The 15,454-nt window shown below is 61.6% G+C and carries 27 protein-coding genes; all 27 read right to left on the reverse strand.

All coding sequences use genetic code 11. The annotated features are described in order from the left end of the window. Positions 1-75: 75 nt before the first annotated feature. The 27 genes from EB235_RS22520 to tuf all read right to left on the reverse strand — a co-directional run bounded on the left by EB235_RS22520 (position 76) and on the right by tuf (position 15,415). Entirely contained in the window at positions 76-1,086 is a 1,011-nt protein-coding gene (locus tag EB235_RS22520) for a DNA-directed RNA polymerase subunit alpha (RefSeq protein WP_027028847.1), read from the reverse strand. Between the two features lie 105 nt (positions 1,087-1,191). After that, entirely contained in the window at positions 1,192-1,581 is a 390-nt protein-coding gene (rpsK, locus tag EB235_RS22525; protein WP_006205444.1) for a 30S ribosomal protein S11, read from the reverse strand. A gap of 138 nt (positions 1,582-1,719) precedes the next feature. Then, complete coding sequence (rpsM, locus tag EB235_RS22530; RefSeq protein WP_023757968.1) at positions 1,720-2,088, reverse strand: 30S ribosomal protein S13; 369 nt, start codon at positions 2,086-2,088, stop codon at positions 1,720-1,722. A 218-nt stretch (positions 2,089-2,306) separates the two neighbouring features. After that, a complete protein-coding gene (locus EB235_RS22535; protein WP_027028846.1) occupies positions 2,307-2,903 on the reverse strand; it encodes an adenylate kinase in 597 nt (198 codons plus the stop codon). Beyond that, positions 2,900-4,240 carry a preprotein translocase subunit SecY gene (gene secY, locus EB235_RS22540; protein ID WP_027028845.1) on the reverse strand — a complete coding sequence of 447 codons (1,341 nt, stop codon included), beginning with the start codon at positions 4,238-4,240 and terminating at the stop codon, positions 2,900-2,902. The genes EB235_RS22535 and secY overlap by 4 nt, the downstream gene beginning before the upstream one ends. Before the next feature lie 194 nt (positions 4,241-4,434). Beyond that, positions 4,435-4,908, reverse strand: a complete 474-nt coding sequence (gene rplO, locus EB235_RS22545) for a 50S ribosomal protein L15 (protein ID WP_027028844.1) — start codon at positions 4,906-4,908, stop codon at positions 4,435-4,437. Positions 4,909-4,930: 22 nt separating this feature from the next. Then, entirely contained in the window at positions 4,931-5,128 is a 198-nt protein-coding gene (gene rpmD / locus EB235_RS22550) for a 50S ribosomal protein L30 (protein WP_006205449.1), read from the reverse strand. A 24-nt stretch (positions 5,129-5,152) separates the two neighbouring features. Continuing rightward, positions 5,153-5,716, reverse strand: coding sequence for a 30S ribosomal protein S5 (gene rpsE, locus EB235_RS22555; protein ID WP_006333394.1), 564 nt, complete (start codon positions 5,714-5,716; stop codon positions 5,153-5,155). A gap of 81 nt (positions 5,717-5,797) precedes the next feature. Then, on the reverse strand, positions 5,798-6,157 hold the full coding sequence (rplR, locus tag EB235_RS22560; RefSeq protein WP_032925343.1) for a 50S ribosomal protein L18: 360 nt from the start codon (positions 6,155-6,157) through the stop codon (positions 5,798-5,800). A 138-nt stretch (positions 6,158-6,295) separates the two neighbouring features. Next, positions 6,296-6,829 carry a 50S ribosomal protein L6 gene (gene rplF / locus EB235_RS22565; RefSeq protein ID WP_027028842.1) on the reverse strand — a complete coding sequence of 178 codons (534 nt, stop codon included), beginning with the start codon at positions 6,827-6,829 and terminating at the stop codon, positions 6,296-6,298. Positions 6,830-6,919: 90 nt separating this feature from the next. Beyond that, positions 6,920-7,318 carry a 30S ribosomal protein S8 gene (gene rpsH / locus EB235_RS22570; protein ID WP_006205453.1) on the reverse strand — a complete coding sequence of 133 codons (399 nt, stop codon included), beginning with the start codon at positions 7,316-7,318 and terminating at the stop codon, positions 6,920-6,922. 12 nt (positions 7,319-7,330) lie between these two features. Continuing rightward, positions 7,331-7,636, reverse strand: coding sequence for a 30S ribosomal protein S14 (gene rpsN / locus EB235_RS22575; protein WP_013895695.1), 306 nt, complete (start codon positions 7,634-7,636; stop codon positions 7,331-7,333). Between the two features lie 27 nt (positions 7,637-7,663). After that, positions 7,664-8,242 (reverse strand): 50S ribosomal protein L5, encoded by a 579-nt coding sequence (gene rplE, locus EB235_RS22580; RefSeq protein WP_051429567.1) that lies wholly within the window; start codon positions 8,240-8,242, stop codon positions 7,664-7,666. After that, the gene (rplX, locus tag EB235_RS22585) at positions 8,235-8,549 is read right to left on the reverse strand and encodes a 50S ribosomal protein L24 (protein ID WP_013531428.1); all 315 of its coding nucleotides are present in this window, start codon (positions 8,547-8,549) and stop codon (positions 8,235-8,237) included. Before rplX ends, rplE begins: the two co-directional genes overlap by 8 nt. 12 nt (positions 8,550-8,561) lie before the next feature. Beyond that, the gene (rplN, locus tag EB235_RS22590) at positions 8,562-8,930 is read right to left on the reverse strand and encodes a 50S ribosomal protein L14 (RefSeq protein WP_006205457.1); all 369 of its coding nucleotides are present in this window, start codon (positions 8,928-8,930) and stop codon (positions 8,562-8,564) included. Between the two features lie 72 nt (positions 8,931-9,002). Continuing rightward, positions 9,003-9,242 (reverse strand): 30S ribosomal protein S17, encoded by a 240-nt coding sequence (gene rpsQ / locus EB235_RS22595; protein WP_010909280.1) that lies wholly within the window; start codon positions 9,240-9,242, stop codon positions 9,003-9,005. Between the two features lie 11 nt (positions 9,243-9,253). Beyond that, on the reverse strand, positions 9,254-9,454 hold the full coding sequence (gene rpmC / locus EB235_RS22600; RefSeq protein ID WP_006205459.1) for a 50S ribosomal protein L29: 201 nt from the start codon (positions 9,452-9,454) through the stop codon (positions 9,254-9,256). Between the two features lie 13 nt (positions 9,455-9,467). Further along, entirely contained in the window at positions 9,468-9,881 is a 414-nt protein-coding gene (gene rplP, locus EB235_RS22605) for a 50S ribosomal protein L16 (RefSeq protein WP_013531427.1), read from the reverse strand. A gap of 27 nt (positions 9,882-9,908) precedes the next feature. Beyond that, positions 9,909-10,634 (reverse strand): 30S ribosomal protein S3, encoded by a 726-nt coding sequence (rpsC, locus tag EB235_RS22610; RefSeq protein ID WP_027028840.1) that lies wholly within the window; start codon positions 10,632-10,634, stop codon positions 9,909-9,911. After that, positions 10,634-11,023, reverse strand: a complete 390-nt coding sequence (gene rplV, locus EB235_RS22615; protein WP_010909277.1) for a 50S ribosomal protein L22 — start codon at positions 11,021-11,023, stop codon at positions 10,634-10,636. Before rplV ends, rpsC begins: the two co-directional genes overlap by 1 nt. Positions 11,024-11,025: 2 nt before the next feature. Next, positions 11,026-11,304 carry a 30S ribosomal protein S19 gene (gene rpsS / locus EB235_RS22620; RefSeq protein ID WP_006205463.1) on the reverse strand — a complete coding sequence of 93 codons (279 nt, stop codon included), beginning with the start codon at positions 11,302-11,304 and terminating at the stop codon, positions 11,026-11,028. A 16-nt stretch (positions 11,305-11,320) separates the two neighbouring features. Beyond that, entirely contained in the window at positions 11,321-12,154 is an 834-nt protein-coding gene (rplB, locus tag EB235_RS22625; RefSeq protein WP_015317983.1) for a 50S ribosomal protein L2, read from the reverse strand. A 22-nt stretch (positions 12,155-12,176) separates the two neighbouring features. Next, complete coding sequence (locus EB235_RS22630) at positions 12,177-12,470, reverse strand: 50S ribosomal protein L23 (protein ID WP_027028839.1); 294 nt, start codon at positions 12,468-12,470, stop codon at positions 12,177-12,179. Beyond that, a complete protein-coding gene (gene rplD / locus EB235_RS22635; protein ID WP_027028838.1) occupies positions 12,467-13,087 on the reverse strand; it encodes a 50S ribosomal protein L4 in 621 nt (206 codons plus the stop codon). Before rplD ends, EB235_RS22630 begins: the two co-directional genes overlap by 4 nt. After that, entirely contained in the window at positions 13,087-13,800 is a 714-nt protein-coding gene (gene rplC / locus EB235_RS22640; RefSeq protein ID WP_027028837.1) for a 50S ribosomal protein L3, read from the reverse strand. Before rplC ends, rplD begins: the two co-directional genes overlap by 1 nt. Before the next feature lie 61 nt (positions 13,801-13,861). Further along, positions 13,862-14,170 (reverse strand): 30S ribosomal protein S10, encoded by a 309-nt coding sequence (rpsJ, locus tag EB235_RS22645; RefSeq protein ID WP_010909272.1) that lies wholly within the window; start codon positions 14,168-14,170, stop codon positions 13,862-13,864. A 69-nt stretch (positions 14,171-14,239) separates the two neighbouring features. Then, on the reverse strand, positions 14,240-15,415 hold the full coding sequence (tuf, locus tag EB235_RS22650) for an elongation factor Tu (protein WP_023723394.1): 1,176 nt from the start codon (positions 15,413-15,415) through the stop codon (positions 14,240-14,242). Positions 15,416-15,454 lie beyond the last annotated feature (39 nt).

The following is a 15,454-nucleotide window of genomic DNA, read 5'->3' on the forward strand; positions in this document are numbered from 1 at the left end:
GGCCGCGGCCTCTGATGGTTTTCCGCATGACCGTCGGATCGGGCGGCCCACGCCGCCGATCCTTGGAATTCATGCTCAATATTGGTCTTCGTAACGCTTGGCGAGGTCTTCGATGTTTTCCGGCGGCCAGTCCGGCACTTCCATGCCGAGGTGCAGGCCCATCGCCGCGAGCACTTCCTTGATCTCGTTCAGCGACTTGCGGCCGAAGTTCGGGGTGCGCAGCATCTCGGCTTCGGTCTTCTGGATGAGATCGCCGATATAGACGATGTTGTCGTTCTTCAGGCAGTTGGCCGAACGCACCGAAAGCTCGAGCTCGTCGACCTTCTTGAGCAGCGCCGGGTTGAAGGCGAGCTCGGTGACAGCTTCGGCAGCGACTTCCTTCTGCGGCTCGTCGAAGTTGACGAACAGTCCGAGCTGGTCCTGCAGGATACGGGCGGCGAATGCCACCGCGTCCTCGCCGGTGATCGAGCCATCGGTCTCGATGGTCATGGTCAGCTTGTCGTAGTCGAGAACCTGGCCTTCGCGGGTGTTCTCGACCTTGTAGGACACCTTCTTGACCGGCGAATACAGGCTGTCGACCGGGATGAGGCCGATCGGCGCGTCTTCAGCGCGGTTGCGCTCTGCCGGAACGTAGCCCTTGCCGGTGTCGACGGTGAATTCCATGCGGATTTCAGCGCCTTCGTCCAGCGTGCAGATGACGTGGTCGGGATTGAGGATCTCGACATCGCCAACCGTCTGGATGTCGCCAGCCAGAACCGCACCCGGTCCCTGCTTGCGAACGACCATGCGCTTGGGGCCATCGCCTTCCATGCGGATGGCGATTTCCTTGATGTTCAAGACGATGTCGGTCACGTCCTCGCGCACACCGGCGATGGACGAGAATTCATGCAGAACGCCGTCGATCTGCACGGCGGTGACAGCCGCACCGCGCAGCGAAGACAGAAGCACGCGGCGCAGCGCGTTGCCCAGCGTAAGGCCAAAGCCACGCTCGAGCGGCTCGGCGACCAGCGTGGTCAGAGTCTTCTTCTTCGACGAGAACTCGATCTTGTTCGGCTTGATCAGTTCCTGCCAATTTTTCTGGATCATGATGCTTTCCTTCCGTTGACCCGCCACCATCCAATCGTGGCGGGCGACCTGGAATGCCGTGGAGGAGCGCCCCGGGGGGCGCTCACGCGGCGTTCGATAAATTGCTTAGACGCGGCGCTTCTTGCGCGGGCGGCAGCCATTGTGCGGGATCGGCGTCACATCACGGATCGAGGTGATGGTGAAACCGGCCGCCTGCAGGGCGCGCAGAGCAGACTCACGACCCGAGCCAGGTCCGCAGACCTCGACTTCGAGCATGCGCATGCCGTGTTCCTGGGCCTTCTTGGCAACATCTTCGGCAGCCATCTGGGCAGCGAACGGGGTCGACTTGCGCGAACCCTTGAAGCCCTGGGCACCGGCCGACGACCACGCAATCGAATTGCCCTGCGCGTCGGTGATGGTGATCATCGTGTTGTTGAAGGTCGAATTGACGTGGGCAACGCCCGACGAGATATTCTTGCGTTCGCGACGGCGAACACGAGCGGCTTCCTTGGCCATGATAGTCCTTTCAGTTGATCTCTACACCGCCGTAATGCCAGCGGCTCCACCGGGGAGAAGGCAGTAGGGGAATATGGCAGTAGGGCAGTATGTCTGCCGATCCTATTGCCTTACTGCCCTACTCCCTTACTGCCCAAATTACTTCTTCTTGCCGGCGATCGACTTGGCCGGGCCCTTGCGGGTACGCGCATTGGTATGCGTGCGCTGGCCGCGAACCGGCAGCGAGCGGCGGTGGCGCAGGCCGCGGTAGCAGCCGAGGTCCATGAGACGCTTGATGTTCATCGACACTTCGCGGCGCAGATCGCCCTCGACCTGATAGTCGCGGTCGATAGCCTCGCGGATCTGCAGCACTTCCGCATCGGTCAGCTGGTTGACGCGGCGCTCGGCCGGGATGCCGACCTTGTCGACGATCTCCTGGGCGAACTTCTTGCCAATGCCGTGAATGTACTGAAGCGCAATGACGACGCGCTTGTTGGTCGGAATGTTGACGCCGGCTATACGAGCCATATTCTTCTCTTCTCCATTTGGGCGGACCAACCCTCAAAACGAGGTAGGCCCGGCGCTGTCAAAGTTGCCCCGCGTCCGGTGGAGGCCGGCCCTTGCGGGAGTTTCCAGTTCAAAGCGACCGCCTTGCCCTTGCGGACAAGCAAAGTGCGCATCTGATAGGAAGACGGGCCGCCATACCGCAGCGAACCGCCTTCGTCAAGTGCAATCTTTATTTTCCCCTAACGCGCCTTGGCGGCCGCAGCGAGCACGGCTTCTATCTCGGCGGTCACCGCGTCGATGCTGGCCATGCCGTCGACAGTCTTGAGCCTGCCCTTGGCGTAGTAGTAGCCGGTCAGCGGCGCGGTTTTCTTGTAGTACTCGCGCAGGCGCTCTTCGAACACCGCGGGGTTGTCATCCTTGCGCACTGGCTGGCCAGCGGCTTTGGCATCCTCGGCGCGCTTGACGATCCGGCCGACCAGGGCCCTGTCGTCGACGACCAGCTCGATGACCGTATCGAGGCTGATGCCACGATCCGAAAGCATCGATTCAACCGCATCAGCCTGCACCAGCGTGCGCGGGTAGCCGTCGAGGATAAATCCCTTGGCGCAGTCGGCCTGGTCGATCCGCTCGGCAACAATGGCGTTGACGATGGCGTCGGATACCAGCTCACCGGCATCCATCACCGCCTTGGCGCGCTTGCCGACTTCGGTACCGGCCTGAACGGCGGCACGCAGCATGTCGCCCGTCGAAAGCTGGGGTATGCCGTATTTGTCTACCAGTCTTTGTGCTTGTGTCCCCTTGCCCGCCCCTGGCGGCCCAAGCAAAATCAACCTCATCTGGCTTTCTTCCCCCCGCGCAGCTTCGACTTCTTGATCAGGCCTTCATACTGGTGCGCAATCAGGTGGCCCTGAATCTGCGCAACCGTATCGAGCGTTACACTGACCACGATCAGAAGCGATGTGCCACCAAGGTAGAATGGTACGCCAGTCGCCGAGATCAGAAACTCCGGCAGCAGGCACACCAGCACCAGATAGATGGCGCCGACGACGGTGATGCGGGTGAGAACGTAATCGATGTAATCGGCGGTACGCTCGCCCGGACGGTATCCCGGGATGAAGCCCGAATGCTTCTTGAGCTGGTCGGCGGTGTCCTTCGGGTTGAAGACAATCGCAGTGTAAAAGAAGGCGAAAAACACGATCATCGCCGCATAAAACAGCATGTAGAGCGGCTGGCCGTGGCCAAGCGAGGCCAGAATGGTGCTCGCCCAGGCCGGCATGTTGGTCGTCTGCGAGAAGCCCGCAATGGTAGCCGGCAGCAGCAGCAGCGACGAAGCGAAGATCGGCGGAATGACGCCTGACGTGTTGAGCTTGAGCGGCAGGTGCGAGGTGTCGCCCTGGAACATGCGGTTGCCGACTTGCCGCTTCGGATACTGGATCAGCAGCCGGCGCTGGGCGCGCTCAAAGAACACGATGAGCGCGATGACGACAATGGCCAGAACGATGATCGCCAGGATCAGGCCGGTGGACAGGGCGCCGGTGCGGCCCAGCTCCAGCGTGCCGGAAATGGCATGCGGCAGGCCGGCGACGATGCCGGAGAAGATAATCAGTGAAATGCCGTTGCCGATGCCACGCGCGGTAATCTGCTCGCCGAGCCACATCAGGAACATGGTGCCGCCAACCAGCGTGACGACGGTGGAGATGCGGAAGAACATGCCGGGATCGCTGACGATGCCGGCGCCGTTCTCCAGACCCACCGAAATGCCATAAGCCTGCACCAACGCCAGCAGGACCGTGCCGTAGCGTGTGTACTGGTTGATGACCTTGCGGCCCTGCTCGCCTTCCTTCTTCAGCGCTTCCAGCGAGGGAATGACCGATGTCATCAGCTGCATGATGATGGAGGCGGAGATGTAAGGCATGATGCCGAGTGCAAAGATCGCCATGCGCTGCACGGCACCGCCGGCGAACATGTTGAACATGCCGAGCACGCCCTTGCTCTGCGAGGAGAAGGCCTGGGCGAAGGCGTCGGGATTGATGCCGGGAAGCGGGATGTAGGTGCCGAGGCGATAGACGAGCAGCGCGCCAATGGTGAACCAGATGCGCTTCTTCAGGTCCTCTGCCTTGGCGAAGGCCGAGAAATTCAGATTCGAGGCTAGTTGTTCAGCAGCCGAAGCCATGCCTGATTCTCCGCTTGGTAACGCTTGATGGCCCGTGAGGTCAGGCGGTGCGTTTCACCGAAGCTCACGAGATAAGCTCCGGGCCCTAAACATGCAAGCGGCCGCGTTGACGCGGCCGCCTAATTGAACACATCAAAGCTTGATCGTAAGCAAAAACGGGATCCCATTCCTGCCGATCGCGCTTCAAATTGCCGTTACTCGGCAGCTGCCTTTTCCGGCAGCTTGACCGAACCGCCAGCCTTTTCGATCTTCTCGATCGCGGCCTTGGAGGCACCGGCGACGTCGAAGGCGAGCTTCGCCTTGATCTCACCGTCCGAGAGGATGCGCACGCCGTCCTTGACGCGGCGAATGACGCCGGCGGCAACGAGCGATTCAGCCGTCACGGTTGCCTTGGCGTCGAGCTTCTTGGCGTCGATGGCGACCTGGATGCGAGCCAGCGACACGACGGTGAAGCTCTTGGCGAAGATGTTGTTAAAGCCACGCTTCGGCAGGCGACGGTAGAGCGGCATCTGGCCACCCTCGAAGCCGTTGATGGCGACGCCGGAGCGCGCCTTCTGGCCCTTGACGCCGCGACCGCCGGTCTTGCCCGAGCCGGAACCGATGCCGCGGCCGAGACGCTTCTTGGAGTGCGTCGCGCCGTCCTTGTCACGCAGATCGTTGAGTTTCATCTGGGTTCTCCTGCGCTTTGGCTCAGCCCTCGTCCACGACGCGGACGAGATGCTGAACGGCGGCGATCATGCCGCGCACGGAAGGCGTATCTTCCAGGGTGCGCTGCTTGTGCATCTTGTTGAGGCCGAGGCCGACCAGCGTTGCGCGCTGTTCCTTCGGGCGGCGGATCGGCGAACCGATCTGCTCAACGGTGATGGTCTTGGTTGCTTTCTTGGCCATGGTCAAAATCCCTGGTCAGATCGACTATTCTTCAGCCGCTACGGCGGTGCCGCGGCGGGCCTGAAGGGTCGAATACTTGATGCCGCGAGCAGCAGCCACATCCTTGGGATGCATCTGGCTCTTCAGCGCGTCGAAGGTGGCGCGAACCATGTTGTAGGGGTTCGACGAACCCATCGACTTGGCAACCACGTCATGCATGCCGAGCGTCTCGAAGACGGCGCGCATCGGGCCGCCAGCGATGATGCCGGTACCCTGCTTGGCAGCGCGCAGCAGCACGCGTCCAGCACCCCAGCGTCCTTCGACGTCGTGATGCAGCGTACGGCCCGAACGCAGCGGCACGAAGATCATGTCGCGCTTGGCCGATTCAGTTGCCTTGCGGATAGCCTCAGGCACTTCGCGCGCCTTGCCGTGACCAAAGCCGACACGGCCCTTCTGATCACCGACGACGACGAGTGCCGCAAAACCGAAGCGACGGCCGCCCTTGACGACCTTGGCGACGCGGTTGATGTGAACAAGCTTGTCCACCATCCCGTCATCGCGTTCTTCACGATCGCGGCCGCGGCCGCCATCCCTACGTTCCTGTGCCATATCCTGTTCCTTGTTTTTTTCCGGAAGCACGGTTGCTGATAAGATCCGGCGCCTCTGTGGGTCACCGGGGGCGAAAGCTTTTTAGAAGCTGAGACCGCCTTCACGGGCAGCTTCAGCCAGGGCCTTGACGCGGCCGTGATAGATGTAGGCGCCGCGATCGAAGACGACTTCCTTGACGCCGGCCTTGGTGGCGCGCTCGGCGATCAGCTTGCCGATCGCTGCAGCAGCCGCGGTGTCGGCGCCGGTCTTGAGCGAACCCTTGAGGTCCTTCTCGAGCGTCGAAGCAGCAGCGATGGTGTGACCCTTGGCGTCGTCGATGACCTGAACGTAGATGTTCTTCGACGTACGGTGGACCGAGAGACGCGGACGCTCGCCGGCGACCTTCTTGATCTGACGGCGGACGCGCTGCGCGCGGCGCTGAATGGATTCCTTGGTAGCCATGATAGTTCCTTGCCTTCAAAAAACGGGGGCCGCCATATGCGGTAGGCGAAAGCGCCTCCCGCGACCGCTCCCCGCGGCGTTACGTTTCTCTGGCCTGGTTCTTTCCGAAAAGTCCGCGACTTCCCGGGGCCAAGCCCACTACTTCTTCTTGCCTTCTTTGCGGACGATCTTCTCGCCTGCGTAGCGGACGCCCTTGCCCTTGTAAGGCTCGGGGCCGCGGTATTCGCGGATCTCGGCAGCCACCTGGCCAACCTGCTGCTTGTTGATGCCGGTTACGGTGATCTCAGTCGGCTTCGGCACGGTGATGGTGATGCCTGCCGGCGTCTCGTAGACGACGTCATGGCTGAAGCCAAGTGCCAGTTGCAGGTTCTTGCCCTGAAGTGCGGCGCGATAGCCGACGCCGGTGATCTCGAGCTTCTTTTCGAAGCCGTCCTTCACGCCCTGCAGGATGTTGACGATCTGCGTGCGCGACATGCCCCACTTCGAGCGAGCCGTCTTGGTCTGGTCGCGCGGCTGGACGGCAATCTCGCTGCCTTCCATCTTGACCAGGACTTCGTCGTTCACCACGAACTTCAGCTCGCCCTTGGGGCCCTTCGCCGTCACGGTCTGGCCGTTGACGGTCGCGGTAACGCCCTGCGGCAGCGAAACGGGTTTCTTTCCAATACGAGACATTTTGTTGTCCTCGTCACTTCTCTTGTTTCAGGTCTCTGTCTTCGGAAACGATCCGAAGACCGGATTCCACTTTGCGGGTCAGCTGCCAGATCAGAAGATCTGGCAGAGGATCTCGCCGCCGACATTCTGTTCACGCGCTTCATGGTCGGCCATCACGCCCTTCGGCGTCGAAAGGATGGCGATGCCGAGACCGTTGGCGACGTGCGGGATCGACTTGGCCGAGACGTAAACGCGGCGGCCCGGCTTCGAAACGCGGGCGATTTCACGCACGACCGGCGCGCCGTCGAAATACTTCAGCTCGATTTCGATTTCGGACTTGCCGTTGTCGAAGTCCGTCTGGCTGTAGTCGCGGATGTAGCCTTCAGCCTTCAGCACGTCGAGGACGCGGGTGCGCAGACGCGAAGCCGGGGTCGAGACACTCGACTTCTTGCGGCCGTAGGCGTTGCGGATGCGGGTCAGCATATCGCCGAGAGGATCGCTCAATGACATGTTATGTGCTCCTTACCAGCTCGACTTGACCAGGCCCGGGATCTGGCCGTTGTTGCCGAGATCACGAAGCGCGATGCGCGATACTTTGAGCTTACGATAGTAGGCACGCGGACGGCCGGTGACTTCGCAGCGGTTGCGGATGCGGATCTTGGCCGAGTTGCGGGGCATGGCGGCAAGCTTGAGCTGAGCGCGGAAGCGCTCTTCCATCGGCTTGGACTGATCCATGATGATCGCCTTGAGCGCAGCGCGCTTGGGACCGTACTGGTCGGCAAGCTTGCGGCGCCTGTTGTTCTTCTCGACTGAGCTGGTCTTTGCCATTTCAGATTTTTCCTTTTCTCGCTGCCGTTACTGGCGGAAGGGGAAGTTGAAAGCCTTGAGCAATGCCCTGGCTTCGTCGTCCGTCTTCGCAGTCGTACAAACGATGACGTCCATGCCCCAGATCTGATCAACCTTGTCGTAGTTGATCTCCGGGAACACGATGTGTTCCTTGATGCCCATGGCATAGTTGCCACGGCCATCGAAGCTCTTCGGATTCAGTCCGCGAAAGTCGCGGACGCGTGGCAGCGCGATGTTCACGAGGCGGTCGAGGAACTCGTACATGCGTTCCTTGCGCAGCGTGACCTTGGCGCCGATCGGCATGTTCTCGCGGACCTTGAAGCCGGCGATCGAATTGCGGGCGCGGGTGACGACGGCCTTCTGGCCGGCGATCATCGCCAGGTCTTCGGCGGCAACCGAAGGCTTCTTCGAATCGGCGGTCGCTTCGCCAACGCCCATGTTCAGCACGATCTTGTCGAGGCGCGGAACCTGCATTTCGTTGTCGTAGCCGAACTGCTCCTGCAGCGCCTTGCGGATGGTCTCGTTGTAGACCTGCTTCAGGCGCGGCGTGTTGGTGGCAGTCGCCTGCTTGGTTTGAGCCTTAGCCATTGATGACTTCTCCCGAGCGCTTGGCGACGCGCACCTTCTTGCCGTCCTTCTGGAAGATGAAACCGACGCGGGTCGGCTTGCCATCCTTGGGGTCGGCCAGCGCGATGTTCGACAGCTGGATCGGCGCTTCCTTGGTGATGATCCCGCCCTCTTGGGACTGGGACTGCTTCTGGTGACGACGGATCATGTTGACGCCGCGCACCAGCGCGGTGTCTTCCTTCGGCTGAACCGAGAGGACTTCGCCCGAACGGCCCTTGTCCTTGCCGGCCAGAACGACGACCTTGTCGCCTTTTCTAATCTTTTGCATTGGTCCGGCTCCTTACAGCACTTCAGGCGCGAGCGAGATGATCTTCATGTGGTTCTTGGCGCGGAGTTCGCGCGGAACCGGTCCGAAGATACGCGTGCCGATCGGCTCTTTCTTGTTGTCGACGAGAACGGCCGCGTTCTTGTCGAAACGGATCACGCTGCCGTCCGGGCGGCGGATGTCCTTGGCCGTGCGAACCACGACCGCCTTCATCACATCGCCCTTCTTAACGCGGCCGCGCGGAATGGCTTCCTTGATCGACACCACGATGATGTCGCCCACGGAAGCGTATTTCCGCTTCGAGCCGCCCAGCACCTTGATGCACATGACACGACGCGCGCCGGAATTATCCGCCACGTCGAGGTTTGTTTGCATCTGAATCATGACTGGCCGCCTTCTTCTTTTCTAACGGGATGGGCTCTAAGCCCCTCCCCGGTCTGTCCAAAATTCGTTTGTTTACGCCTGGTCCGAAGACACAACGATCCAGCGCTTATCCTTGGAAATCGGCTTCGATTCCTGGATGAACACCTGATCGCCAACCTTGTGGGCGTTGTTCTCGTCGTGCGCCTTGTACTTCTTGGTCATGCGCACGGTCTTCTTCATCACGGGATGCGTGAAGCGCCGTTCGACCTTGACGACAACCGTCTTCTCGTTCTTGTCGCTGACGACGGTGCCCTGCAGAATGCGCTTTGGCATGGTTTTCGTCCTTAAGCCTTCTTAGCCGCGGACTTTTCCGCAGCGATGGTCTTGATGCGCGCAATGTCCTTACGGACCTGTCTCACGCGCGCGGTCTTCTCGAGCTGGCCGGTGGCCTTCTGGAAGCGCAGGTTGAACTGCTCCTTCTTCAGGCTGGCCAGGTCGTCGGTCAGCTGATCCTGGGTCTTGGTCCGGATGTCTTCGGCTTTCATGATCAGCCCGTCCTTATTCTGCGATGCGCTGTACGAAGCGCGTCTTGACCGAGAGCTTGGCCGCGCCGAGACGCAGCGCCTCACGGGCGGTTTCTTCATTGACGCCGTCGATCTCGAACATGATGCGGCCCGGCTTGACGCGCGCCGCCCAGTAGTCGACCGCGCCCTTGCCCTTGCCCATGCGGACTTCGGTCGGCTTCGAAGTGACCGGCACGTCCGGGAAAATACGGATCCAGACGCGACCAGCGCGCTTCATTTCACGGGTGATCGCGCGGCGGGCCGCCTCGATCTCACGTGCAGTGACGCGGTTCGGCTCAAGCGCCTTCAGCCCGAAACCACCGAAATCCAGGTTGGTGCCGCCCTTTGCGGTACCATGGATACGGCCCTTGAACTGCTTGCGGAACTTTGTGCGCTTTGGCTGCAGCATCGTTCTAACTCCAAATTCCTAAATGTCTCAGGCGTTTTCGCGACGACGACCGCGTTCGCGATCACCACCACCGCCATGCGCAGCATCACCCTCGGTCGCGCGGCGTTCCGAAGCCATCGGATCGTGCTCGAGGATCTCGCCCTTGAATACCCAGACCTTGACGCCGCAGATGCCGTACGCCGTATGCGCTTCAGCCGTGCCGTAGTCGACATCGGCACGCAGCGTATGCAGCGGAACGCGACCTTCGCGGTACCATTCCATGCGCGCGATCTCGGCGCCGCCGAGACGGCCGGAGCAGTTGATGCGGATGCCTTCGGCACCGAGGCGCATCGCCGACTGGACGGCGCGCTTCATGGCACGACGGAAAGCGATACGGCGCTCGAGCTGCTGGGCGATCGACTGGGCGACCAGGGTCGCGTCGATTTCCGGCTTACGCACTTCGACGATGTTGAGGTGCGTCTCGGACTTCGTCATCTCCATCAGCTTCTTGCGAAGCTTCTCGATGTCGGCGCCCTTCTTGCCGATGATCAGACCCGGGCGCGCGGCATGGATGGTGACGCGGCACTTCTTGTGCGGGCGCTCGATCACGACCTTGGAGATCGCGGCCTGCTTGAGTTCCTTCTCAAGATACTTGCGGATCTTGATGTCCTCATGCAGCAGCTTGCCGTACTCGCCGGTGTTCGCGAACCAGCGCGAATCCCAGGTGCGGTTGATGCCGAGGCGCAGACCGATCGGATTGACTTTCTGGCCCATTATGCGGCCTCCCCTTTTTCTTCGACTTCACGAACGACGATCGTGAGGTGCGAGAACGGCTTCTCGATGCGGCTGGCGCGACCACGGCCACGGGCGTGGAAACGCTTCATGACGATCGACTTGCCGACATAGGCTTCCGCCACCACCAGCGCATCGACATCGAGGTCGTGGTTGTTTTCCGCGTTGGCGATCGCCGATTCCAGCGTCTTCTTGACCGTGCCGGAAATCCGCTTGGCCGAGAATTCGAGGTCGGAAAGCGCTGTCGCGACCTTCTTGCCGCGGATGAGCGCGGCAACGAGGTTCAGCTTCTGCGGGCTGATACGGATCGTGCGCAATACGGCGCGCGCTTCGTTATCAGCAAGCCTGCGCGGAGCTTTGGCCTTGCCCATGATTATTTCCTCTTCGCCTTCTTATCCGCGCCGTGACCGTAATAGGTCCGCGTCGGAGCGAATTCACCGAACTTATGACCGACCATGTCCTCGTTCACCGAGACGGGAACGTGCTTCTGGCCGTTGTAGACACCGAAGGTGAAGCCGACGAACTGCGGCAGGATGGTGGAGCGACGGCTCCACATCTTGATCACCTCATTGCGACCACCTTCACGAACCTTGTCCACCTTCTTGAGAAGGTAGCCGTCGATGAAGGGGCCTTTCCAAATAGAACGAGTCACTTGGCGTTACCTCTTCTTAGCTCTTGCGCTGATGGCGCGAGCGCAGGATGAACTTGTCGGTCGCCTTGTTGGACCGCGTCTTCTTGCCCTTGGTCGGCTTGCCCCACGGGCTGACCGGATGACGGCCACCGGAGGTGCGGCCTTCGCCACCGCCGTGCGGATGGTCGACCGGGTTCATGGTCACGCCGCGATTGTGCGGGCGCTTGCCACGCCAAACCGTGCGGCCGGCCTTGCCGTCGTTGATGTTGCCGTGGTCCGGATTGGACACGGCACCGACGGTGGCCATGCAGGAGCCGTGAACGACACGCTGCTCGCCCGAATTGAGGCGCAGGATCGCCATGCCCTGGTCGCGGCCGACCAGCTGGCCGTAGCCACCGGCCGAACGAGCGACCTGGGCACCCTTGCCCGGCTTCAGCTCGATGTTGTGGACGATCGTGCCGACCGGCATCGAGGCCAGCGGCATCGCATTGCCCGGCTTCACGTCGACCGCTTCGCCGGCCACGATCTTGTCGCCGGGAGCCAGACGCTGCGGGGCAATGATGTAGGACAGCTCGCCATCATCATACTTGATCAGCGCGATGAAGGCGGTGCGGTTCGGATCGTATTCGATACGCTCGACCGTGCCGACGACGTCGAACTTGCGGCGCTTGAAGTCGATGATGCGGTACGAACGCTTGTGACCGCCGCCGATGAAGCGGGCCGTGATGCGACCGTGATTGTTGCGGCCGCCCGACTTGGTCAGGCCTTCGGTCAGACCCTTGACGGGCTTGCCCTTGTAGAGGCCCGAGCGGTCGACGATGACCAGCTGGCGGGTGCTCGGCGTTACCGGGTTGAATTTTTTCAGTGCCATTGTTCTGTCCTCGCGGCCTTGCTCAGAGACCCGTCGCGACGTCGATCGACTGGCCGTCGGCCAGTGTCACAATCGCCTTCTTGACGTCGCTCTGGCGGCCAACCGTGCCACGGAAGCGCTTGATCTTGCCCTTGCGGACAAGCGTGTTCACGGCCATCACCTTGACGCCAAACAGCGCTTCGACGGCAGCCTTGATTTCCGGCTTCGACGCCTTCTTGGCGACGTTGAAGACGACCTGGTTGTTCTCGGAGGCCATGGTCGACTTTTCAGTGATCGCCGGCGAGACGATCACGTCATAATGACGAAGGTCGGTCATTTAAAGCGCTCCTCGAGAGCCTCGACGGCGGCCTTGGAAAGGACCAGCGTGCCGCGGCGCAGAATGTCGTAGACGTTGATGCCCTGGATGGGCAGCACGTCGATGTTTGGAATGTTGGTCGCGGCCAGCTTGAAGTTATTGTCAAGCTCGGCGCCGCCAATCAACAGGGCGTTGGTCAGGCCCAGCGTCGCAAAATTCGCGATCAGCGCCTTGGTCTTGGCCTCGGTCAGCTTCAGCTCGTCGATGATGATGATCGACGCGCTCTTGGCCTTGGCCGAGAGTGCATGCTTGAGGCCAAGCGCACGAACCTTCTTGGGCAGTTCATGCTCGTGGCTGCGAACGACCGGGCCGTGGGCCTTGCCGCCGCCGCGGAACTGCGGAGCGCGTGCCGAATGGTGACGGGCGCGGCCCGTACCCTTCTGCTTGTACATCTTGGCGCCGGTGCGCGCGATTTCGGCGCGGCCCTTGGCCTTGTGCGTGCCCTGCTGCTTCTTGGCAAGCTGCCAGCGCACGACGCGCTGCAGGATGTCCTCGCGCGGATCAAGGCCGAAAATCCCGTCGGAGAGTTCCACTTTGCCGGCGTCTTTACCGCCGAGCGTTGTGATCTTGAGATCCATTATTCTGCTCCCTCTGCGGCCGGAGCCTCGTTCTTGACGACGGCACGGATCGCGGCGGGCTTCGGCGCATTGGCCGGCAGTGCCACCTTGGCCGCATCGCGGACCAGGATCCAGGCGCCCTTCGATCCGGGAACCGCACCGCGGATCAGGATCAGGCCGCGGTCGGCGTCGGTCGAAACGATCTCGACATTCTGTGTGGTGACCCGGGTGTCGCCCATGTGGCCAGCCATATGCTTGCCCTTGAACACCTTGCCCGGGTCCTGACGCTGGCCGGTCGAACCGTGTGTACGGTGCGAGACCGAGTTACCGTGCGTCGCGCGGCCACCACCCATGTGGTGGCGCTTGATGACGCCCTGGAAACCCTTGCCGATCGTCGTGCCCGTCACATCGACCTTCTGGCCGGCGACGAAGTGCTCGACGGTGATCTCGGCGCCGACATCGATCATATTGTCGGCGGAGACGCGGAATTCGGCGACTTTCGCTTTCGGCTCGACGGAAGCAGTCGCGAAATGGCCGCGCAGCGCCTTCGACGTGTTCTTCACCTTGGCGAGGCCAACGCCGAGCTGAACGGCGGTGTAGCCATTCTTCTCCTGCGTGCGCTGCGCCACGACCTGGCAGTTCTCCATCTGGAGAACGGTGACGGGAACATGTTCCCCGGCATCGTTATAGATGCGGGTCATTCCCACCTTCTTTGCAATCACACCTGAACGCATCGGTTCAATTCCTTTAGAGTTCCGGGCCAGGGGCACCGCCCCTTACCGCGCTCTCATTCCCTTAGAGCTTGATCTCGACGTCGACGCCGGCGGCCAAATCGAGCTTCATCAAAGCATCGACGGTCTGCGGGGTCGGATCGACGATGTCGAGCAGACGCTTGTGCGTGCGCATCTCGAACTGCTCGCGGCTCTTCTTGTCGACGTGAGGCGACCGGTTAACCGTGAACTTTTCAATCCGCGTCGGCAGCGGAATGGGGCCGCGGACGTTTGCCCCGGTGCGCTTGGCCGTCGACACGATTTCCTTCGTCGAGGCGTCAAGCACGCGGTGATCAAACGCCTTCAGGCGGATGCGGATATTCTGTCCGTTCATGCGTCAATTCCTTGTTCTGGCGCGGCGCGGGCAACTTCCGCGCCCGCGACAGATCGGTTTAAGTCCAAATTACTCTTTGATGGTGACGACGATGCCGGCACCGACGGTGCGGCCGCCTTCACGGATGGCGAAGCGCAGCTTCTCTTCCATGGCGATCGGCACGATCAGCTCGACATCGACCGTGATGTTGTCGCCAGGCATGACCATCTCGGTGCCTTCCGGCAGCGACACGATGCCGGTCACGTCGGTCGTGCGGAAGTAGAACTGCGGACGGTAGTTGGTGAAGAACGGCGTGTGACGGCCACCTTCGTCCTTGGTCAGGATGTAGGCTTCGGCCACGAACTTCTTGTGCGGCTTCACCGTGCCGGGCTTGGCCAGAACCTGGCCGCGCTCGACACCTTCACGATCAACGCCACGCAGCAGCGCGCCGATGTTGTCGCCAGCCTGGCCCTGATCGAGCAGCTTGCGGAACATTTCAACGCCCGTGCAGGTCGTCTTGGTCGTCGGACGGATGCCGATGATCTCGAGTTCCTCGCCAACCTTGACGATCCCGCGCTCGACGCGGCCGGTCACGACCGTGCCACGGCCCGAGATCGAGAACACGTCTTCGATCGGCATCAGGAACGGCTTGTCGAGCGGACGAACCGGCGTCGGGATGTAGGCGTCGACCGCAGCCATCAGCTCGCGGATCGCGTCTTCGCCGATCGTCTTGTTGGAATCTTCAAGAGCAGCCAGCGCCGAACCCTTGACGATCGGAATGTCGTCGCCGGGGAATTCGTTCTTCGACAGAAGCTCGCGAACCTCGAGCTCGACCAGTTCGAGCAGCTCGGCGTCGTCGACCTGGTCGACCTTGTTCAAAAACACCACGATCGACGGCACGCCGACCTGACGGGCAAGCAGGATGTGCTCGCGGGTCTGCGGCATCGGGCCGTCGGCGGCCGAAACGACCAGGATCGCGCCGTCCATCTGCGCGGCACCAGTGATCATGTTCTTCACATAGTCGGCGTGGCCGGGGCAGTCGACGTGGGCGTAGTGGCGGGCAGCCGTCTCGTATTCGACGTGAGCCGTCGAGATGGTGATGCCGCGGGCCTTCTCTTCGGGCGCCGCATCGATCTGGTCGTAGCGTTTGTACTCGCCAAAATACTTCGTGATCGCCGCCGTCAGCGACGTCTTGCCGTGATCGACGTGACCAATCGTGCCGATGTTCACATGAGGCTTGTTACGCTCGAATTTACCTTTTGCCATGTGATGTCTCCAATCCTGCTCGCCCGTGCGGGCCTTGAA

Origin of the sequence: Mesorhizobium loti R88b (assembly GCF_013170845.1) — a bacterium.
Classification (GTDB): Bacteria; Pseudomonadota; Alphaproteobacteria; order Rhizobiales; family Rhizobiaceae; genus Mesorhizobium; species Mesorhizobium loti_B.